This is a genomic window from Shewanella sp. 1CM18E, from assembly GCF_023161665.1.
GTDB lineage: Bacteria > Pseudomonadota > Gammaproteobacteria > Enterobacterales > Shewanellaceae > Shewanella.
Map to the genome: position 1 here is coordinate 66,431 of NZ_JALNTW010000002.1, position 22,545 is coordinate 88,975.

Sequence of the window (22,545 nt, forward strand, 5' to 3'; positions counted from 1 at the left end):
ACTATGCATAAAAAAATAATACTCACAGGTTTACTTTCGCTCTACTCTGTTACGACTTACGCTGAAGTCACTTACACAGAGCAAGCAACATTTACTCAGGCTAGCTTAGACAATTTAGCGCGTAATCTTGAAGTTAAGCATGAATTTGTCGACTCTTATCCAGAAAAATGTCCCAACAATCTTAACGAGTGCTACCGCTCTAAAATCCACCTTAAATATCCCCATGACTATCAAACTAAACTTGGTAATTGGGCTATTTACTTTAGCCAACTAACGCCGGTGCAAACTGTAAACTCAAGTGAATTTACCATCACTCATATAAATGGCGATTTACATAAAATCACTCCTACTGAGCAATTTTCAGGCTTTAATGCAAATCAAGCTATCACAATCGATTTTTATAGTTATGGCACTCAAATAACTCGCTCAGAGTTTATGCCTAACTACTTTCTGTACAGCGAAGGATTAAATGCTACGGTTATTGATAGTACGCGGACTGAAATCCACCCTGAAACAGGCTTAGAAACCCAAGGTTACCTATTACCTTTTACTGACAAGCAAGCACAGTTTAAATTATCGAAAACCGATAATACCCAGTGGGCAAGCGCTCAGCAGATTTACGCAACCACCCCAGAAGTGCCGCAAGGTTTAAATCTTAGTGCCCGCTTGATCCCTCAACCTGCATCTATTGAGATCACCTCAGATAAAACTGTCGATTTATCTAAAGGGTTGAGTTTTACGACCACTGGCGTGTCAACTACAGTGTTAGCCCCGGCAATTGAACGCTTAAATCTAGTTGGTTTAAAAACCTCTAAAGATGGCTTTCCTGTCAATATCATTGTTAATAGCAAAGCTAGTAATAGTAATACATCTGAAACAGCTGAAGATTACAGCCTCACAAGCACTTCCTCAGCTATTACTATTAAAGCAAGTTCTAATACTGGAGCGTTTTACGGACTAATGTCGCTAGCAGGCTTGGTAAGCGTAGATCAGCATATTATCCCTAGCCTAAAGATTAACGACTCACCGAGATACCGCTTTAGAGGACTGCATATTGATGTAGCGAGAAACTTTCTATCGAAAAACTTTCTCATAAAAACAATCGATCAAATGGCGGCCTACAAACTAAATAAACTTCACTTACACCTCGCTGATGATGAGGGCTGGCGTATCGAAATCCCCGGACTTCCTGAACTTAGTGAGGTTGGCGGAAAACGCTGTTTTAATGCGCCAGATAAGTGCTTAATGCCACAGCTTGGCAGCGAAATAACCGGAAACAGTCAAAGTGATGGCTACTATAGTGTAGAGGATTATCAAGACATTCTCGCCTATGCCAAAGCTCGTCATATTCAGGTCATTCCTTCCCTCGATATGCCGGGCCATAGCCGCGCAGCTATTCATGCAATGGAAGCCCGATACCAAAAATACCTCGCAAAAGGCGATGTCGAACTCGCGCAGCAATATCGTCTCGTAGAGCCCGAAGATAAAACCCAATATAGCTCAATTCAGCACTATTCAGACAATACGCTTAACGTCTGCTTAGATAGCACTTATCACTTTATTGATAAAGTGATTGCTGAAGTACAAGCAATGCACCAACAAGCCGGCACACCATTAACGACTTATCATATTGGCGCGGATGAAACCGCTGGTGCTTGGTTGGAGTCCCCTTCCTGCGATAAATTAAAGATAGAGCAAGCAGAAAAAGTGGCCGGGTTACACACGCTAAACGGTTACTTTATTGAAAGAATATCAGCGATGCTTGCCGCCAAACATATTAAGGTGGCAGGTTGGAATGACGGCATGGGCGAAACTCGTCCTCAAAACATGCCTAACAATGTACAAACTAACTCTTGGTCACTTTTGTTTGAAAAAGGTCATATTGCAACCCATCAACAAGCTAATTATCGCTGGGACACAGTGATCTCAACACCTGAAGCAACCTATTTTGATTTTCCTTATCAAGCACACCCTGAAGAGCGCGGTAACCACTGGGCTGCACGACATATCAGCACTCAAAAGGTGTTTGAATTTATGCCGGATAACTTACCAGCCCACGCCGAGTTTTGGTTTGACAGTACCGGCCACCCTTACCGCTCTGATGACAGCCAATCCTCCCTAGATCAAGGAGTCCGCTACAAAGGCGTACAAGGACATTTATGGAGCGAGATGCTAAGGAGCGATACGCAAGCAGAATACATGCTCTTTCCCCGTTTACTTGCGCTAGCAGAACGCGCTTGGCATAAAGCAGAATGGGAATTAGATTATAACTATTCGGGAATCATCTATGATGAAAACAGCGGTCACTTTAACGAAAAAGCGCAGCAGCAACGTGCCCAAGACTGGCAAAGTTTCGCCTATGTTCTCGGTGCTAAAGAACTTGCTAAGCTTGCAAAAGCCGACGTGTTTTACCGCATTCCAACTGTTGGCGCCACTGTAGAGAATGGCTACTTAAAAGTGAAAACCCCTTTCCCTTATATCGAAGTTGAATATAGAACAATTAAAGCGGGTACCGTTCAGTCAGCAAACAAGAACTGGCAGCCTTATACACCAAGTAGCAAGGTAACAGGTGCAATTGAAGTCAGAGCTATAGGAGCTGATGGCGTGCGAAAAGGCCGGACATTGAATTTGTAACTTAACCCATGATTTGCGCTGTACTAATGTGTTTATCTTTAGAAAACAAAAAACTTAAATAACAAAAGCCCACTATTGAGTGGGCTTTTTAGTTGCAAGCTCTGTCCCGTCCTGAGATAAGTTAAAGTTCAATGCTTACAAGATTAAATATTTGAAACTGAAGCTACTCTTCGAGCGTGTTTAAATATTTGACTAATTGCACTAGATCTTCCGGTGTTTTGCCTGGATTTTTAACCAGATACTTGCCGTTAACAACAATTGATGGCACACCACGAATTTCAGCTAATTGCGCTTGAGTGTCGTAATTCATCAGCGCTAACTTAGCATCGGTTGATTGCATCGCAGCTTCAACATCTTTGCCATCAAGACCTTGGCTTACAAAAAAGTCTTTTAGTTGTTCTGGGCGAGTAAATGCGCCTTCTTTTTCATGAATTCGAGTAAATATATTGCCATGGACTTGTTTAGTTACACTGAACTTTTGCGCTAAATAATAGGCTTCTTGACTTAAAATCCAGCTTGTACGACCAGCGCCAACTGGAGTACGTTCAAACTTAACATCATCACCTAAAAGGTGCGCCGTTTGTTCAAAAAATGGATCTTGGCGGTAACAGTGACCACAGTTATATGAAAAGAACTCACGCACAATGGGTTTTGTGCTTTCTGGGATCCCTGCGATTTTAACGTAATCCACACCTTCAACATAAGTGGTAGCCGCTGCAACTTGTAACGGTAACCACAGCATAGCAACCATAAAAATGTGACTAACCGCTTTGATTAATAATTTCATATTCATCCTTAATTGCTATTGTGACTTTAACTACACCTTTTGAGATGCCGCGAGCTTTAAATATTTTTGAGTTAGCGTATTTAAGAGTTTTAGAATTATTGAGCCAAACCAACTCTCTATTCACATGCTTCTAGCATATCCATAGGATCGCTAAATTGATACTCAAAATTAAGCTCTTCAACCAATCGTTGACTACAAATTAGCTTACCCGTTGCTGATGATAAAGCATGGTGATCTATCACCTCTTCCAAAAACTCAGGAGCTGTTAAGCCAAGCATATTAGCTGCTTTTACATAAAAAGCCTGTCTCGTTGGATGCTCCGGTGCGCACACATTATAAATACCACTGCCGCTAGACTCAAAAATCAACTGACTAACAGCCGCAATACAATCATTTAAGTGCACAATATTAACTGCACTCGTACCACCAGCAAGATCTTTTTTAGCCGCCAAGAATCGTCCAGGGTGTCTTTGAGGCCCAACAAGACCAGCAAAACGAACCACGCACATATTCGGCTTATCAGAAAATACTTGCTCAGCTTGTAATAACTTTTCACTAACTGGTGAGTGTGCCTGTGCGTCTTTTTCTGTAAGCACGCCATCAATTGCAGGGTAAACGCCAGTTGTACTGACAAAAATCAGCTTTTTATAATCTAATCCTGCGGTTAACTGCTTTAGTTTGGCAAGTCGCTGCAGATAGGCGTTAGGAGCCTTTGTTAATCCGGGGGGAATATTAACCACAAGACAATCAACATTAAGGGCATTAGTAATGGTTTGATGATTTGAAGCTAAATGCTCGTCATCATCTAAATCGAGTTGAAAACCATTAATGCCGAACACATTTAGTTCTTCAGCGGCAGACTGCGAACGCTTACTGCCATAAACTTTAGTGCCACGTTCTTGAAGGAATTGAGCAAGAGGTAAACCAAACCAACCGCAGCCTACGATACCTACAGTTTTGATCATATATTTCTCTTTATCTTGGTTATGAATCAGCTTTAATGAAGCTATAAGGTACTAAAATAAAAGCTAGCTGGCGAGTTTGCATCTAACGTCCTAATTGCCGCTGCTGACAATTGTTCAGCTTTAATGACACCTTTGATCTCGATATCTTCTTGTTGCAAAAACCTAAGCTGAGATTGCTGCCCATCTGCAGTACAACTACGGATAATCGGCTTTTTAAACTCTGCAGTCGTTACCATAACCTTAGCCACTTCGCCGTTAGACAGTTCCACTAAAGTTCCCGGCGGGTATATACCTAATACTTTAACCAAAGCCGAGATCATCGCTGCATCATGCTTTTGCACACGATTTTTAAATAGATACCCTAAAGCAATTTGCGGTGAACGCCCCTCTCCACGAAGTAATCGTTCAAAATCATTTGCTAAGCTAACTACCTGAGTTTCAGCCGCAATTTGTTCACCCTTAAGCTTGTGTGGATAACCACTACCATCAATCCACTCATGATGATGTAACACAATATCGAGCACTTTTTTAGGGAACAAACCTGATTTTTCCAACATGCTATGGCCAAATTGTGGATGCATATTTAGAAAATTGATTTCATGATCAGATAGGTTAGTTTTCTTACGGCGGATAACATCCGGAACTTTTTGTTTACCAATATCATGAAATAGCGCTCCTAGAGCGATATCTCTCAACTGGCTATGATTCATGCCTAACGTCTGCGCAATCATCATAGACAATACGGCAATTGACACCCCGTGCTGATTTATCGATATATCCACTCCAGCATCAACAATTGCCAAATAGGGTGTTTCAGTTTCTTTTAGGTGATCCATTAACTCTTCAACTAAGCTCGCAGCACTGCGGTAAGCACCTTGAGGATCTGAGCCTAATTTAGAAAAAACTGAGCGGCAATCGTTTGCTCCTTTAGTAAAACGTTGCTGACCTAGACGGATTGACTTCCTTACTACGCTTTTAGCCTGTTCGGCCAATTGCTCTGGAGTCAATTCTGGCACAACGACTTCTACTTCAGTTTTCTTAGGTAATAGCTCTTGGCCGGAAATAAGATAAACAAAGGCAACATCTAGGGTTTTAATCAACTCGATATGAGACAGAGATTCAATTTCAATGCGGTTAAACAGAAACGGGTGATTGGTCCATGCAAGCGGCAATTTAACCACCATGCCAACTTGTAGGTCTGACAAGGGCACTCTCACCTCGACAGCTTTTGACATTGATATCACTCCCAATTTCACTTTGCAGGCGGATTTATACCTGTATTGAATATCATCTACAAGGGAAGCGCACTAATCACTCAAAGTAGATGTGACTTGCTGGCTACCTATAGTTTATTAGGAAAAAGAATACACTAGCCTAATAACGATATATTATAGATATTTACGTTATAATAAACACCTAGCGCCAACTTTATGACAGCTAAAGTTAAATTGACAGGTCGATTTGAACGTTTAATCCACTCCTACCGAAAACAAGCAAATTCAATATAGGAATATCATATTCTAAATTTATTGAAAAATGCGCCAACACAGAATTGCATACAATATACCAAGAGTCTATACTGAACTTGTTCCTTAACGTTGGTCGCCCCGAAAGATCGTTATGGAGCAATACTGTCAATTGTCCTTTTACTTTGGGAGATCTAGGTTGGAGTAGAACCTAGGTTGAACAGTAAAGGTTTTATCGTAAACATAAGGCGTCTATACAGAGTGACTCTCTGTATAAACATCCCTATTTGACGCTGCTTGCAGCGTCTTTTTTTACTCTTTTTCTTTCCAATCGCTAAAGTACAAGTTTAAATGTTTAGATTTATACAAGTACAAACTGGCCCAGAATAAAAATAATGCGTCTAGGCCAATACTCCAGCTATAAACATAATAGGTGTGCAAGATCCGTTGAATGAGTAAACCACCATCAATCACTAACAGTAATGCCAATAGCCATTTCATGTATGGAAACAGATGACGAACCCATGCAGGTTTGCGTTTGCGCTCAGCAATTACCGCTGCATAAATAAACAGTGCTCCAGCTCCTGCCGCTAACGCCATTAAAAAATCATTTTTGTGAGGATAAAATAACGTCACTAAACCTGCGCGATCGCTAGCTTGTGTTAATGATGCCACAAAGACACACCAACCACGGGCGATAAACACTAGCAATAAATACAGCATAATTGGTGGCTTAACGTGGCCTTTATCATCGAGCCAGGTAATATTGCTAAAATTCACAAACCGTCCCTAATTGAAAGTCAATTATCAAAAGCTAATGCATATCGTGTTTTAGTTGTTCTATAGACCTGTGCAGTTTTACACATATTGGGCTGTAACAATCTAAAACCTATTTACTGAGGTCATATTAGATATGGTGCTTTTTAACGACTTTTCAAGACACTAGATAAACTAATAGCTGTTGTTCTCAAAGTCTATGCTATTCAAACCTATTGCAGCAAACGAACCTAACCCAAAAAACTGGCACCGCTGAAAGCACTAATTCTATTTAGCAATAACACAACTGTCTGCATTAATACCAATCAGTATCAACATTTAGTCACTCAGCGAGAGTTGAGCGGCTCTGAGGCAAGGTCATTAAGTGCTCCTTGCTTTAATGACATTCACCACATCCATGTGGTTTGCAACGAGTGAAGTGCATAGACAAACTAGGTTTAAGCTCCCTCTTGTTGACTAAGAGTCACAGCATCAGAATAGCTAAAACTCGCCATTCTGGAGCGTTTTTGGCTGCCTACTTCTGCGTTGATTAGCTTTATAAGGGAATAACCATTATTGCAGCTATTCGCCTTGAATTAGTTGGCCAAAAACCGCTCTGAGTTGATCAAATTCTTATACTGATTGGTATAACTCGCTATCAACTCACTCAAAAACCTAGTGCTGGGCAAATCAAACTTGCTAGTCAATCCGGACTAACAAAAAAGCTCCTAGCCAAAGGCCTAGGAGCTTTTTACTGCAAAATGTAACCCCAAGAAGCGAGTTACGATAAAATAGCGATTAGCGCTTCTTCATCAATCACTTTAACCCCAAGCTCTTGCGCTTTCGCAAGTTTTGAGCCAGCAGCTGCGCCCGCAACCAAGCAGTCAGTATTTTTAGATACGCTACCAGCAACTTTTGCACCTAGCGCCTGTAATTGAGCTTTAGCATCATTACGATTAAGTTGTGTTAGCGTACCTGTTAGTACCCAAGTTTGCCCTTTCAAAGACAGATCTTCTTCAGCAACCTCTTCAATGGCAGGCCAGTGAACACCTGCCTCAACAAGCTTATCAATCACCTCGAGGTTATGTGGCTGAGCAAAAAAGTGTTCTAAATGCGCGGCAACAATGGTACCTACATCATCCACTTTAATAAATGTTTCTGCATTAGCTGCTTTAAGCGCTTCCAGTGTTTTGAAGTATGCCGCAAGGTTTGCCGCTGTGGCCTCGCCAACTTCACGAATACCTAACGCGTACAAGAAGCGCGAAAATGTCGTTTGTTTAGCAACCTCAATTGCCGCGACTAATTTCGTCGCTGACTTCATCCCCATACGCTCTAACATAGTCAAAGCTGAAGCGGTTAACTTGAACAGATCTGCAGGGCTTGCAACGAGTTCTTTATCAATTAGCTGCTCAACAACTTTATCACCCATGCCGTCGATATCTAATGCTTTGCGCGAAGCAAAGTGCTTAATCGCCTCTTTACGCTGTGCTTCACAGAAAAGACCACCTGTACAGCGTGCAACCGCTTCACCTTCAACTCGTTCAACTTCACTTTCACATACAGGACAAAGCGATGGGAAAACGATATCTCTAGCATCATCAGGACGTTTTTCTGCAACCACTGCAACAATTTGTGGGATAACATCACCAGCGCGGCGGATAATAATGGTATCGCCAATCTTAACCCCCAGACGTGCGACTTCATCTGCGTTATGCAATGTGGCGTTCGATACCGTCACACCACCAACAAATACAGGCTTTAAGCGCGCAACAGGTGTTACTGCGCCAGTGCGACCGACTTGAAAATCAACGCCTTCAAGCAGTGTCATCTCTTCTTGTGCAGGAAACTTAAATGCAGTTGCCCAGCGCGGTGCTTTTGCCACAAAACCTAGGCTTAGCTGATGAGCGATTTGGTTAACTTTGATCACTACGCCGTCAATTTCAAATGCTAAGCTACTACGACGCTGTTGAATATCATTGTAATATTCAATTACTTCTGCAACCGAGCGGCATACTTTAACCTCTTGGCTGACCGGTACACCCCATGAACGCAGTTGCTCAAGTTGACCATAATGGCTATCAGCAAGTGGCCACGATTCAGGCTCTACTACACCTAATGCATAAGCATAAAAACCTAATGCACGGCTAGCCGTGATCTTGCTATCTAGCTGACGCAAACTACCAGCAGCAGCATTACGCGGGTTAACAAATAACTTTTCACCTTTGGCTCGAGCGCGATCGTTAAGGGCTTCAAATGCCTTATGAGGCATAATAACTTCACCACGCACTTCAACCAATGCAGGTAAGTTATCGCCACGTAGCGTTAACGGAATAGATTTAATCGTACGTACGTTTTCGGTGATGTCTTCACCAGTTTGGCCATCACCACGGGTTGCAGCGCGCTCATATACGCCATTGCGATAAGTGATACTCACAGCTAGACCATCGAGCTTTGGTTCACAACAGTAGCTTAAATCTTTACCCGTTTTGTCAAAAATACGCTGATTAAACGCGTTAAATTCTGCTTCATCAAACACATTGTCCAAACTCAGCATCGGCTTTAAGTGCTGAATTTGATCAAACTTAGCCAACGCTTCACCACCCACTCTCTGAGTGGGTGAGTCAGGTAAACAAAATTGCGGATGCTCGGTCTCTAAGGCTTTAAGCTTATGTAATAAGCGGTCGTACTCGGCATCTGGAATTGACGGGCTGTCATCGACATAGTAGCGATAGTTATGTTGATTGAGTTCAGCGGTTAACTGAGCAATTTCGGTTTGAATAGCTTGCATCTTAAATGTCCAAATAATAACAAAGGCCGCTGCTGCGGCCTTTCAAATTTTCTACGCTTACAGCCTAACAATAGGCACTGCCGTGTAATTATCTACACTTATACTAGCGCTCTGATCCGTTGAATATAATTCTGCTTAGTGCTTTCTAACCATGCATCACGGCCGCCATCAAGCACTTCACCACCTAGGTCATCAGCAATTTGATGCGCAGAATTAAGCATGATTGAAAAGTTCATTAGCGCATCGCCATAGCAAGGTAGAGTCATAAATAACACCACGCCTTGAGTGGTAAATTGCTCCATATTGTCAGGGTCAAACACACCTGGCTTAACCATATTAGCCATAGAGAATAATACTTTGCCCGTTCCTGCATTATCTTCATGGCGATGGAAAATGTTCATATCGCCATATTTAAAATTAAGCGTTAATAAGCAAGGTAGTAATTCTGCGCCGTGCAGTTCTTCACCCTCTTTGGCAACAACATGTAACACTAAAACATCTTGAGGCTCACCGAGCTCTTCTGCAGGTGAAGCTTCTTGTGCAGCCGCAACAGCTTGTGCGCTTTCGCTGTAAGCTTGATTATGAGGCTGGCTTTGAGCTTCGTTAGCTTGTTGAACAGGCGCTGTAACCGTTTGCTCCGAAGTCATCTCTTCTGTTGCGAATAATGACTCTTGCACAGGCGCTTGCTCTGCAAACTCTGTGTTTTCGGTCGACAATGATGGCTCGACTCGAGTTTTAGTGACTTTTTCTTGAGGAGTTTGAGTTAACTCAAATGCATTTTCTTTTACGGCAGGCTCTGAAGTTGCAGAAAACTTTGCTACGCCATCGTTTACAGTCGCTGCAGAGTCGTTATTAGTGGCATCATCAGCACCAACTTTTACCACTCTTACTTCACCAATTCCGTCGTTATCAAAACCATCCGCATCACGACGCTCACGATTGATGTCGGTCATAGGGCTTTGTTTATAACCCTTTGGTTGTTGTTTTCTTATCGACCAAAAACCATGCACAAGTACGGCGATAATGGCTATCGCACCTAAAAATAGCAATACCAGTTGCAAATTTTCCATTGGTTACCCTGTATCTCTTATGTTTATCCGGCGTCAGCTAGCGCCACCGCTTCATCAATATCAACAGCCACAATGCGTGAAACGCCGGGCTCATGCATAGTCACACCGATAAGTTGATCGGCCAATTCCATGGTGATCTTGTTGTGACTAATATATATAAATTGCACGCTTTGCGACATCTCTTTTACCAAACGACAAAAACGTTCGACATTGGCATCATCTAAAGGTGCATCAACTTCATCCAACATACAAAATGGCGCCGGATTCAGTCTAAAAATAGCGAATACTAATGATAAAGCTGTTAGCGCTTTTTCTCCACCAGAAAGAAGGTGAATCGTACTATTCTTCTTACCTGGCGGCCTTGCCATAATAGTAACGCCTGTTTCCAACAAGTCGTCATCTGTTAAGGCTAAATAAGCACTACCACCACCAAAAACCTTTGGAAATAACAAACCTAAATCGGCGTTAACTTTATCAAAGGTTTCTTTAAAGCGACTTTTTGTTTCTTTATCAATTTTTCGTATCGCTTCTTCAAGGCTACTAAGTGCAGCGTTAAGATCATCGTCTTGACTGTCTAAATAGCTCTTGCGTTGATTTTGTTGTTCAAACTCTTCAATAGCCGCTAAGTTAATTGCTCCTAAATGCGCAATTTGTGCACGTAGTCGCTCTAGCTCTTTTTGACGCCATAACGTGGTCTTATTATCGTCTAATGTTGATAATATTTGTGCAACGTCAACACTTTGCTCATCTAATATGCGCTGTTGGCTATCGATTTGTCCTTTCAAACCTTCACGACGTAACTTTAACGTGCTTGACGCTTGAGTCAAGTTTTCTAACTTCGCAAGCTGTTGTTTTTTATTCGTTCCTGCACTATCGCACAGTTCCTGAATCTTGGCTTGCTCTAAGCGGAGCTGTGCAAGAGCGTCTTGCTTAACTTTTTGCGCCTGCAGAGCTTGCTCAAGTTGTACAGTAAGTGGCTGAGAGTCGCCTTCCTGCTGCAAGTCTTCTTTATTTTGTAGTGATAACAGTTGTGCTTGAGTTTGTTCAAATTCAACCAAACGCTGCTGATGTTGACTCACTTGCTGCTCAATCAACATTAGTTGAGTTTGCAACTGATTTTCATTAACTGAAAGCTGACTCAACTTAGCGTCTAATTGCTGACGCTGAGGCCGCAAAATAGCAAGCTGTTCAACCGCTTTCGATTTCTGGGTTTGAGCCGCACTCTTTTGTGTGGCTGATTGCTGTAGCGCCACTTTCAGCTGCTCTTGCAGTTCCTTGCCTTGCTCAGCATTTAACAGTAATTGTTGCTGTTCCTGCTTTGCTTCCAGTAACTCCGTCTGAGTTTGACTCAGTCTTAAGGATGTATCCTTAATAGATTGCTGCTGTGAGCGTAACTGCGAGCTAATACTCGCTAGCTCAATCTGCTTAGTTTGAATTGACTGCTGTTTTTGGGCAATTTGTTCAGTTAACGGCACTAAATTTCGTTTTACATCGGCTACTGCATTATCAAGTTCAGCTAACTTACCTTGGTTAGCTTCAATATTTGTCTGAAGTGTAATTTGTTCGTTTTTCAGCTCAACGGTCGAGCCCGCAGCTTGAGTTTTCTCAATAATAAAGTCATTACCAACAAGGTAACCGTCCGCAGTCGCGATAAGCTCATCCTGTTTTAAGCTTCCACGTTGTAACAAAGCGTCATCCAAGGTAGCTAACCAGGTCACATGATTCAGCCAAGGCGCCAAATTTACCGGTGCGCGAATAATGCCATTATCGGTAGTTCCGGCCGTAAAGCCGTATCGAGTAGCATTGTCATCAGCGTGTTGTAGATCAGCTGCAAGCACCTGCGTGTTCAACACCCCTGATAATAAGATATCCACCGCAGATTCCCAGCCCGGAGACACCTCAAGTACCTGCCACAATGCTTGCTCACTGCCCGGTCTATCGACTGGTAATAATTGGCTAACAACAGCAAGTCGACCTTTTTCATCAGCAAGCTGCACTTTTAGTTTATCTTGCTCAATGAGCAAAGACTGCTGCTGTTGCTCCGCAGTTGTTAGCTTAAACTTAAGCTCATCAACTACTTCAAGCTCCTGCTCAACCGCTAGAGTCAACTCATGGACTTGTTGACTTATATCTTGCGATTGGATCTGTTGTAGCTCTGCTGTAGTGGCGTCAACTTGCAATTCTAAACGAGTCACAAGCTTGAGTTTATTGTCAATACCAGTTTGATAATGCGCTAACTGGGTTCGATTCATCTCAAACTTTAAATTCGCCTGAGTATAAATATCATTTAAGCCATTGAGTTTCTCTGTCAACGAGTCGAGTAAGTCAGTGGCAGAGTGCAGTTCAATATCAAAATCGGCTAACTGCTTACGCAGCAAATTAGCCTCAGGTGAAGCCTGAGTTTGCTTTTCTATCAGTAAAGCTTGCTTAACTTTATCTTCAGCTAGGCGGGCGCGATAGGCCGTTAACTGTGCTGCGACTTCTTGTAATCGCTCAGTTAAGCTTTCATTTTGCAACTGTCGATGTTTTAAGGATTGCTCAAGCTTAGCAATGTGAGTTTTGGTAAGATAAAAATCCTCAACTTGATGTGCTTCTTTCGCATCAAGCTCACTTAGCTTTAGTGTAAGTTCAGTTAAGCTCAGCTCGAGTGTTTGGTTTTCAGCAACAAATTTTGCTTGTTGTACCTCTAGCTTTGCTAGCTCTGCATCAATTTTGGCAATTTGCAACGTTAATTCATGGTAGCGTGACACAGATAACTCAGCGTCACACTTACGCTCAGCTTGCTTAAGCTCGCGGTACTTTTTAGCGGTTTTCGCTTGCTCTGCTAATTTTTCTAACTGTTTAGCTAATTCAGAGCGAATATCACCAAGACGAGCTAAGTTTTCGCGAGTGTGACGAATGCGGTTTTCGGTTTCGCGGCGACGTTCTTTATAACGCGAGATCCCCGCAGCTTCTTCAATGAAGACTCGGAGCTCTTGTGGTTTCGACTCAATTAGGCGCGAAATTGTCCCTTGCTCAATAATCGCATAGCTTCTCGGACCTAGACCCGTGCCCATAAAGAGATCGGTAATGTCTTTACGACGGCATTTTTGATTATTAAGAAAATAGTTAGAGTCACCATCACGGCTCACTTGTCGCTTAACTGCAATTTCTTGGTAACTTGAATACTGACCAAGCAAGCGGCCATCTTGATTATCAAAAATAAGCTCGACACTCGCCACCGAAACGGGCCGACGCGCAGTTGAGCCATTAAAGATGACGTCTGTCATCGAGTCGCCACGTAGATGTTTAGCCGAGCTCTCCCCTAACACCCAGCGCACAGCATCAATCACATTGGATTTGCCGCAGCCGTTTGGACCAATAATGGCACTTAATGGGTTAGGAAAAGGTATTTTGGTTGGATCGACAAATGACTTGAATCCGGCAAGTTTAATCTGTTTGAGTCTCATGGTGCCGTGTAGTCATTTCCTCGCTAAGCAGTAGCGATTAAGTTTGAGGGCTAACCTTTGCATCAAGCAAACTATCTCTAGTCAGCATGTGCGTGTTAATGAGCTAACTTTACCAAAGCTCACTGCATTTTGTAACGTTTTTATCGTTGATTAAGCGCTTTTAACTTGTGATTAAATACCGACTGACTCACAATCGTACTAATGCGCATTTTTAACAACCTAGTATTTCTATGAATAAAACCAATCAAGTACAAAAAAAAAGCGGTGTTAATTATTTTCTCGATGGCTTCAGCCTTATCAAAACCAAGGGTCTGAGGAAATTCGTTTTTATTCCATTATCAATCAACTTACTGCTGTTTGGTGGCCTCATCTATTTTGCTATTGGTCAATTAGAAAACGTATTTGCTTGGCTATCAGGACAACTACCAGAATATTTAAGTTGGCTTAACTTTATTTTATGGCCGCTAGCCATTTTAACTTTGCTGGTTGTGATGTCGTTTATTTTCAGCTCAGTGATGAACTGGATAGCCGCGCCATTTAACGGATTACTTGCCGAAAAAGTGGAGCAACAACTTACCGGTAAACCACTAAACACCGGTGGTAATATCGATTTAATTAAGGATTTACCGCGAATTTTAGGCCGAGAATGGATCAAGCTAAAATACTACCTGCCGCGGGCGATAGTATTTTTGTTGCTGTTTTTAGTGCCTTTTATTGGCCAAACCATAGCGCCGGTTTTATGGTTTTTATTTAGTGCATGGATGATGGCAATTCAGTACTGCGACTATCCATTTGATAACCACAAAGTACCGTTTAACGATATGAAATTCGCGCTAAACCAAACTAAAGGCTCCAGCTTTAGCTTTGGTGCTGCGGTTACCCTGTTTTCAATGATCCCAATTGTGAACTTTGTGGTTATGCCTGTGGCGATTTGCGGCGCGACTGCCATGTGGGTCGACAAGTACCGCAGCGCGTATAAAAACGATGACATCGCACCGGATTAATACCTAGCAATAGCGACCATTAAAGCCATGTTCACATGGCTTTTTTTATGGCCGAATTCATCACTTTTATGATTAATCAGGCTCACCCGACAAGTTTTGTAACAAATTCACCACAAGCTAAGGCTCTATCAAAGGAGTAATTCTGGCACAATTTGCGCAACACAAAATAAACATAAATAACAAATGATTAAACCTGCAGCTAAACGTCGTTTTCTTCCATTCGTCTTATTTTTTAGTGCATCCTCCGCCTTTTATGCCCAAGCTGGCGAAACAACGCAATTTAATATTCAAATCCCGACAATCGAAGGTGAAGTTGAAATTGATGGTGAGTTTGATGAAGCTCAATGGCAACAAGCAGCAACTGCAACATTAGCGTTTGAAACCAGCCCAGGTGAGAACATCGCAGCTCCGGTTAAAACAGATGTAAAAATATTTGCTACCAAATCAAGTCTGTATCTTAGCTATCAAGCAGAAGATACAAATCCAGCGCAGATCCGTGCCAACTTAAGTGATAGAGATAGCGTGTGGGGCGATGATTTGGTCGGTATTAAACTCGATACCTTTAACGATGCACGGCTCGCTTACCAGTTCTTTGTCAACGCTTACGGCGTGCAAATGGATTCGATTGAAAATGAACTTACCGGCAGTGAAAGTGATGCTTGGGATGGCATATGGTATAGCGCTGCCAAACGCACAGACACCGGCTATCAAGTTGAAATAGAGTTGCCGCTGCGACTACTCAACTTCGATAACAAAGATAAGCAAACATGGGGCATTGAGTTTATTCGTTTCTACCCACGTAACGAAGAACACCGCCTATCAAGCCACCAAATCGATCGTAATAATAACTGTACGTTATGCCAACTTGGCATTGCCACAGGCCTTGCTAATATCGAGCAAGGTAACGACTTACAGATCACCCCATCATTAGTACTCAACCGCACAGGCAACCGACCCCATGAAGAAAACAGCGAATGGGAGAAGGACAATAATATTGAACCGAGTTTAGATGTGCGTTGGGGGATCACTCCTAGTACCTTACTTAGTGCAACCCTGAATCCTGATTTCTCCCAAGTTGAAGCCGATGCAGGTCAACTAGACATCAATAGTACATTTGCATTGTTTTACCCGGAAAAACGCGCGTTTTTTCTTGATAACAAAGATTACTTCGATACTCAATTAAACCTGTTGCACACTCGTAATATCGGCGCTCCAGACTATGGTTTAAAGCTTACTAGCAAGCTCGGTGACCATACCTTTGCCACGCTTATTACTGACGATACCAACATCAACTTTTTGGTGCCTGGCAACCTCAGTTCAGATATAGCCAGTATTGACCAGAAAAGCCATAACTTTGCTGGTCGCTATCGCTTTGATTTTGGTAAACCGCTATCTATTGGCGCATTAGTTACCGCCAAAAAAAGCGATGATTACCACAATTATGTCAGCAGTGTGGATGTAAAATATCAACCCAGTGATCATGATACGTTTATCGCGCAATATGTGGTTTCTGATACCGAGTACCCAAGTGATCTATTTAAAGAATTTTGTAATACCGATGATTGCTTACCAAAACAAAACTGTGATTTAAACGATTGTGGCGTAAATGAGCGCGTATTAAGAACCCAAAAGAATGGCAGCTTTAGTGACGATATGTACCTGCTCAAGTACCAATATGATTCTCGAAATTGGGACGCTTTTGCGCAATATATTTCGATAGGCGAGGACTTTAGAGCCGATTTAGGTTTTGTCGATCAAGTCGACTTTAATAAATTTGTCACCGGCGGTGGTTATACTTGGTATCCAACATCGGGCTTTTTTAACGAAGTACGACTTAGCGGCGACTGGGATATTAGCCATAATCAAGCTGGCGATAAACTAGAGCAAGAAGCTGAGGCTCGTGTACAAGTAAATGGTCAGTGGCAAAGCTACGCCACCTTTGGTGTAGTACATAGAGATCGTGTCGGCCGTCGTCATAACGGCGCTTCATTAGCCATAGATGGTAATACTCAAATGTTTACCGAAACCATGGGCTGGTTCTATGGCAACATCAAACCAACACGTACTCTCTTTATGGAAGTGGACGTTAACTATGGCGACGACATTGACTTTGCCAATGACCAATTGGGTACCAGAGTGAAATTCAACCCAGGTATCAACTGGAAGATCACAGACTCAATTGAAATGGACCTATCTCACGTATATCGCACCTTGGATGTTGATGAGGGGCGTTTATTTACCGCAAATTTAAGCGATTTACGCCTCAGCTGGTATATCGATATCCATAACTTCATCAGAATTTCGAGTGTATATACCGATATTGAGCGTGACACTAGCTTATATAAATACAGCACGCCCAACGCACAATATCAGCAATTGGGTAATGAGGTGCTATACGGCTACAAACTCAATCCACAAAGCGTGTTTTATTTAGGCTACTCGGACGGCTTAAAAGCAGATGATGACGTTGATTCTCTGATGAAAACCGAAGAAACCTACTTTATGAAAATCAGCTACGCATGGTTACTTTAGCCAAAACACTAACCTGCACGATAAGCCAATAAAAAGCTAACGTCAGCAATAACAAAAAAGCAGCCATATTGGCTGCTTTTTCATTAATGCATCATTGTTAATCTTGTGCAATACACACTAGATTTCGGCCATTAGCTTTCGCTTCATATAAACCAATATCGGCGCGGTTAAGTAACGCATCGACATTTTCATCCAGAGTAAACTCAGTCACTCCAGTGCTAACAGTTATATTTAGTAAACCTTTAGATGTGGCAATCGGTGTTACCTCAAGCTGCATTCTAAAGCTATCTAATAAAGCATAAGCTTTTTCAACGTTCAGTCCTTTAAAGCCTACAACAAACTCTTCACCACCAATGCGTGCTACCGTAAAGTGCTGAGAAAAAGACTGTTGTAACCTGCTAGAAAACTCAATCAACACCTCGTCACCCACATCGTGACCATAGGTATCGTTAACCTTTTTAAAATAGTCAATATCAAGCAGTGCCAGTGCCAATGAGCCTTTTTTCTGAGCTATGGTATTGAGCTTCTCTTCATACATATTGAAAAAATAACGACGATTAAACACGTTAGTAAGGTAATCAAGGTTTGCTTGTTCCCAGAGCCTTGTCACCATATCTAAGGCATCTAATGTAGTTAATACTCGGCAGTGAAACTCTTCATGGACAAACGGCTTTTGTAAAAAGTCATTGGCGCCGTTTTTAATGAAACGCGCAGATAGGCTTTCATCGCTATCGCTAGATAAGCCAATAATAGCAAGCTCTTCACGACTCAGTTGCTCACGCACCTTAATGATCAAGCCAAAACCATCAAGTCTCGGCATATTGTAGTCTGTGATTAACAGTTTGATGTCGGGATTTTCGCTGAGGGTTTCCAGTGCAGACACGCCATCATCAGCTTCGATAACCTGAAAAAGATGTTGCTCAAGTAAGCTACGGATAAACTTACGACTAACGACAGAATCATCTGCGACCAGCACTTTTACGCTTTGATTGCGACAAAGACGTTTAACTAACTTAGCCGTATATTCGTAACTAAATCGATTTTCTTTAAATACATAGTCTACAATACCCAACTGCAATAAACGCGCTCTTTGCTCAGCATCCCAGCTTCCAGTTAATACAATACAGGGGATCTGTTTTGCTAAAACAAACTTAACTATCTCGCCTTCTTGTGCATCGGGTAGATTCAAATCGGTAATAGCAACGAAGTATTCGTTTTCAGCCAGCAGCGCTTTAGCACTGTGCATGTCTGGTGCGACATCAACTTCGCAATTTAGCTCCTGAGTTAGCAAATGCCGCATAACCCGAGAAACCACTTGGCTATCTTCAACCACTAAAATTCGCAAGCTGCTCTCCTCCTTCCGAACGCTTTCAACATTACAAATAGCAATCGCCATTAATTATCTTTCTATTTTGGCAACCTAGTCCGCCTTCTGCGGTGACATTTCGCTAAATATCAATGTTGAAACGGAAATTTTATCCAGTCACATATTTTCTATATGCGTTTATATACGGCAGCTTACCCCGTGTTGATACAAAACGGTATAACTAATGTCAGATGTCTGCTGCATTATTAATTAAAAAATTAACATCTTCATTATCACTTTGCAGCTCTTATGCCGCTTGATGCTTGTTTTTACGCACGTCAATAATAACTGTGGCAGAGATCTTATCTTGAATCGCTTGACGGTTAGCATCCCAATAAATCGGCATAAAACCCAAAAGACCAGTGGTAAAAACGATAACCGCCATAACTAATTAAAATAACATAATGCTATAGATAGCCCATTTAAATAACTTGTCGGCAGGTTAATGATTAACTTTCCATTAACGCTAATTTTAGGCAGAATCAAGCGCAAGCATTTAGCTTTAAAAACATTGTATTTTCTGTAAGTTACATTACATTAACACGTTAAAGTAGTAATAAAATCTTCATTTACGAATAACAGCAAACGCTTTAATAACCAAAAAGAATAAAGAAGAACAAACAATCACTTCTAATGTGGCCAAAGGCGATTATGATTTAGCTGTGCATATAAAGGAGCAAGCAACCCATGAGCAAAATTTTCGAAGATAATTCACAAACGATTGGTAACACCCCTCTTGTCCGTCTTAATCGCGTTAGTAATGGTAAAGTGCTTGCTAAAGTAGAAGCACGTAACCCAAGCTTCAGTGTTAAATGCCGTATCGGCGCTAACATGATTTGGGATGCCGAGAAGAAAGGCATTTTGACCCAAGAACAAGAGCTTATTGAGCCAACATCTGGCAACACAGGTATTGCCCTTGCTTATGTAGCCGCCGCTCGCGGATATAAGTTAACACTGACTATGCCTAACACTATGAGCCTAGAGCGTAGAAAGTTACTTAAAGCCCTTGGTGCAAACCTTGTACTGACTGAAGGCGCTAAAGGCATGAAAGGTGCTATCGATAAAGCAGAAGAAATTCGCCAATCTGCACCTGAAAAGTATGTATTACTGCAGCAATTTAATAACCCTGCAAACCCAGAAATTCATGAAAAGACCACAGGTCCTGAGATCTGGAATGACACTGACGGAAGTGTGGATGTTGTTGTCGCGGGTGTAGGTACTGGTGGCACTATTACGGGTGTTAGCCGTTACATTAAAAACACTCAAGGCAAAGCGATTACCTCAGTTGCAGTAGAACCAACGGATTCACCCGTTATCGCGCAAACATTATCAGGTCAAACAGTACAACCTGGACCACATAAAATCCAAGGTATTGGCGCAGGCTTTATTCCTGGTAACCTAGATCTAAACCTTATTGACCGTGTTGAAGCGGTAACTAACGAAGAGTCAATTGAAATGGCTCAACGCTTAATGAAAGAAGAAGGTATTTTAGTCGGTATTTCTTCAGGCGCCGCAGTCGTTGCAGCTAACCGTATCGCTGCATTACCTGAATTTGAAGGTAAGAACATTGTTGTTATTTTGCCATCAGCTGCAGAGCGTTATTTATCATCTGCTCTATTCCAAGGTCAATTTAGCGACGCTGAAAACGTTCAATAAGTTAAATCAAACATTTATAGAACTTAAAACCCAAGCCTAGCTTGGGTTTTTTATTGCATTAACAATGTAGCTAACTGTTGCTTGTACTGTGGTCAGTAGCTGCTCTTCATCCATCGCTTCACGAATTAGATATTGATATTCAAAAAATTTAATTACCGACAATATTTGATTAGCATCTGTTTTTGCAGTATCTGAGCCCATCGCAATAAAAAACTGCTTAATACTGGTTAAAAATGTACTGTCTAACGCCCTAATAGCTGTAGCTAATTGCGGATTGCGCAGCGCCTCTTCATGAAAGGCCGCTTCAAGTATTCTATCGTCTCGTAGCGCCACCTGCCCTTTTATGTGTTCGCAGATAAATAAGCTCAGTTCTTTGATGATTATCGACTTTATTTGCAGAGCATTTGTTGTTTGCTTTGCCTTCATTAACCCTTCTAAAAGCCCATAGCTTTTTTGCTCTAGCACTTTATTCATCCAAAGGTTTTTCTCCGCAAAATAGGTCAACGAATCGCTAATGAGATCTTTGATATCGTCAAAATAGTAGGTGGTTGACGATAATGGAACCTGCGCTTCTGTCGCCACGGCTCTGTGGCGTACACCGCGGATCCCCTCTTTAACAATCAGCCTCAGTGTAGCCTCTAAAATTGCGACTCTTCGTGCTTGCCCATCACTACGGTTTGATTGCCGTCCAACGTAAGTTAATGGTACCTGCATTTTACTTTCCTATCGGCTAAACATTGAGAATTATCGGCGGTTGCCGTGCGCTTGCGTGCAGTTGATAAAAATACGACTTTACGCATGAAGTCGGATCAAGTTCAAACAATAAACAAACTGTAACATGTAAAATCGCCCCCCTACTAATTACGATGTCGTTCACCTCGGTTTACTTATGCCTTTTTATCGTTCTCCCCTTGCTATTAGCGCGTTTGACGCAAAATTCGAAGCCCAAAAAATTGCTTTTGCTCCTATCAGTTTCCAAGTGGCTCGTTGCTTATTAAAGTTTAATTTATTACAGCTGATCTCTGATTGTGGCAATAAAGGCTGCAGTATTTCACACTTAGCTCAACAGACTGAGTTGTCAGAGTATTCAATAGGTGTGCTAGTCGATATGGGATTAAGCATGGGGTTACTGTATCTCAATGACGATATGTATACCTTGGATAAAATAGGCCACTTCTTACTCCATGATGATATGGCTCAGGTGAACCTCAATTTCACCCACGATGTATGTTATCAAGGACTATTTGAACTTGAAGCCTCGCTGTTAGAGGGCAAACCTAAAGGTCTGAGTTCACTTGGTGATTGGCAGACAATTTATCCAGGCTTAAGCCAATTACCAGAGCAAATTAAGAAAAGTTGGTTTGAATTTGATCATTACTATTCAGATCATGCCTTTGAGTCATTGTTACCGCTAATTTTTCAGGCTAAGCCGCAACATATCGTTGATGTAGGCGGCAATACTGGCAAGTGGGCACTGGCATGTACCGGATATAATAACGAAGTTCAAGTCACCATTATGGATCTCCCAGGCCAACTTAAGGTGGCAATGGAAAATGCTGCCAATGCAGGCGTAGCAGAGCGAGTACATGCATTCGAGACTGATCTGTTAGACGTGCAAAAGCCATTTTGTGAAAATGGTGACCTTTATTGGATGAGCCAGTTCCTTGATTGCTTCTCTGAGTCTGAGATCTTAAGTATTTTGACCCGTGCAGCTAAAGTGATGCAACCCAATAGCGAGCTATGCATCTTAGAAACATTCTGGGATCGCCAACCATTTGAAGCAGGCGCATTCTGTGTGAATGCCACATCACTGTATTTTACAGCGATTGCTAATGGTAATAGTCGTATGTACCACAGCAAAACCTTACTCAAATTGATAAGTCAAGCAGGCTTATTCGTCGATGAAGATATCGATAACATTGGTCTAGGGCATACATTGCTTCGCTGTAAACGTAAGCCTTAATTTTAAATAGTGAACAGAGCACCGAGATTAAATAAAATTGAATGCAAGGTTAACTCAACTTCAATTTTTATTATCAAAGGGTCGAGTTAGAATAAAACCATAAAGATTG

The 22,545-nt window shown here is 41.9% G+C and carries 14 protein-coding genes and 1 pseudogene; 5 read left to right on the top strand and 10 right to left on the bottom strand.

All coding sequences use genetic code 11. The features are described from left to right. Positions 1-3 precede the first annotated feature (3 nt). The gene (locus MSG37_RS03600) at positions 4-2,634 is read left to right on the top strand and encodes a family 20 glycosylhydrolase (RefSeq protein ID WP_248469208.1); all 2,631 of its coding nucleotides are present in this window, start codon (positions 4-6) and stop codon (positions 2,632-2,634) included. Between the two features lie 163 nt (positions 2,635-2,797). On the opposite strand, the gene MSG37_RS03605 is transcribed toward MSG37_RS03600, so the two are convergent. The 7 genes from MSG37_RS03605 to smc all read right to left on the bottom strand — a co-directional run bounded on the left by MSG37_RS03605 (position 2,798) and on the right by smc (position 13,915). Further along, positions 2,798-3,385 carry a thiol:disulfide interchange protein DsbA/DsbL gene (locus MSG37_RS03605; RefSeq protein ID WP_248469588.1) on the bottom strand — a complete coding sequence of 196 codons (588 nt, stop codon included), beginning with the start codon at positions 3,383-3,385 and terminating at the stop codon, positions 2,798-2,800. 152 nt (positions 3,386-3,537) lie between these two features. Further along, positions 3,538-4,386, bottom strand: coding sequence for an SDR family oxidoreductase (locus MSG37_RS03610; RefSeq protein ID WP_248469209.1), 849 nt, complete (start codon positions 4,384-4,386; stop codon positions 3,538-3,540). Between the two features lie 41 nt (positions 4,387-4,427). After that, positions 4,428-5,621, bottom strand: coding sequence for an HD domain-containing phosphohydrolase (locus MSG37_RS03615; protein WP_248469210.1), 1,194 nt, complete (start codon positions 5,619-5,621; stop codon positions 4,428-4,430). 543 nt (positions 5,622-6,164) lie between these two features. Further along, a complete protein-coding gene (locus MSG37_RS03620) occupies positions 6,165-6,632 on the bottom strand; it encodes a DUF2919 domain-containing protein (RefSeq protein ID WP_248469211.1) in 468 nt (155 codons plus the stop codon). Positions 6,633-7,389: 757 nt separating this feature from the next. Beyond that, the gene (gene ligA, locus MSG37_RS03625; RefSeq protein WP_248469212.1) at positions 7,390-9,396 is read right to left on the bottom strand and encodes an NAD-dependent DNA ligase LigA; all 2,007 of its coding nucleotides are present in this window, start codon (positions 9,394-9,396) and stop codon (positions 7,390-7,392) included. 98 nt (positions 9,397-9,494) lie between these two features. After that, positions 9,495-10,466 carry a cell division protein ZipA gene (gene zipA, locus MSG37_RS03630; protein WP_248469213.1) on the bottom strand — a complete coding sequence of 324 codons (972 nt, stop codon included), beginning with the start codon at positions 10,464-10,466 and terminating at the stop codon, positions 9,495-9,497. 23 nt (positions 10,467-10,489) lie between these two features. After that, on the bottom strand, positions 10,490-13,915 hold the full coding sequence (smc, locus tag MSG37_RS03635) for a chromosome segregation protein SMC (protein ID WP_248469214.1): 3,426 nt from the start codon (positions 13,913-13,915) through the stop codon (positions 10,490-10,492). 230 nt (positions 13,916-14,145) lie between these two features. On the opposite strand from smc, the gene cysZ reads away from it, so the two are divergent. Together cysZ and MSG37_RS03645 are read left to right on the top strand one after the other, a co-directional pair. Then, complete coding sequence (gene cysZ, locus MSG37_RS03640; protein ID WP_248469216.1) at positions 14,146-14,919, top strand: sulfate transporter CysZ; 774 nt, start codon at positions 14,146-14,148, stop codon at positions 14,917-14,919. Positions 14,920-15,102: 183 nt separating this feature from the next. Beyond that, a complete protein-coding gene (locus MSG37_RS03645) occupies positions 15,103-17,451 on the top strand; it encodes a DUF5916 domain-containing protein (RefSeq protein ID WP_248469217.1) in 2,349 nt (782 codons plus the stop codon). A gap of 97 nt (positions 17,452-17,548) precedes the next feature. Here the strand turns inward: MSG37_RS03645 and MSG37_RS03650 are convergent, their stop codons facing one another. Both MSG37_RS03650 and MSG37_RS03655 read right to left on the bottom strand, forming a co-directional pair. Next, positions 17,549-18,796, bottom strand: a complete 1,248-nt coding sequence (locus MSG37_RS03650) for a response regulator (protein WP_248469218.1) — start codon at positions 18,794-18,796, stop codon at positions 17,549-17,551. A 268-nt stretch (positions 18,797-19,064) separates the two neighbouring features. Next, positions 19,065-19,203, bottom strand: a pseudogene (locus tag MSG37_RS03655) (RDD family protein); the annotation flags it as partial. A 301-nt stretch (positions 19,204-19,504) separates the two neighbouring features. On the opposite strand from MSG37_RS03655, the gene cysK reads away from it, so the two are divergent. Further along, the gene (gene cysK, locus MSG37_RS03660; RefSeq protein ID WP_248469219.1) at positions 19,505-20,473 is read left to right on the top strand and encodes a cysteine synthase A; all 969 of its coding nucleotides are present in this window, start codon (positions 19,505-19,507) and stop codon (positions 20,471-20,473) included. Positions 20,474-20,509: 36 nt separating this feature from the next. Here cysK and MSG37_RS03665 read toward each other — a convergent pair whose 3' ends face one another. After that, positions 20,510-21,187, bottom strand: coding sequence for a TetR/AcrR family transcriptional regulator (locus tag MSG37_RS03665; RefSeq protein ID WP_248469220.1), 678 nt, complete (start codon positions 21,185-21,187; stop codon positions 20,510-20,512). Between the two features lie 175 nt (positions 21,188-21,362). Between MSG37_RS03665 and MSG37_RS03670 the strand changes: the two genes are divergently transcribed. Further along, on the top strand, positions 21,363-22,436 hold the full coding sequence (locus tag MSG37_RS03670) for a class I SAM-dependent methyltransferase (protein ID WP_248469221.1): 1,074 nt from the start codon (positions 21,363-21,365) through the stop codon (positions 22,434-22,436). Positions 22,437-22,545 lie beyond the last annotated feature (109 nt).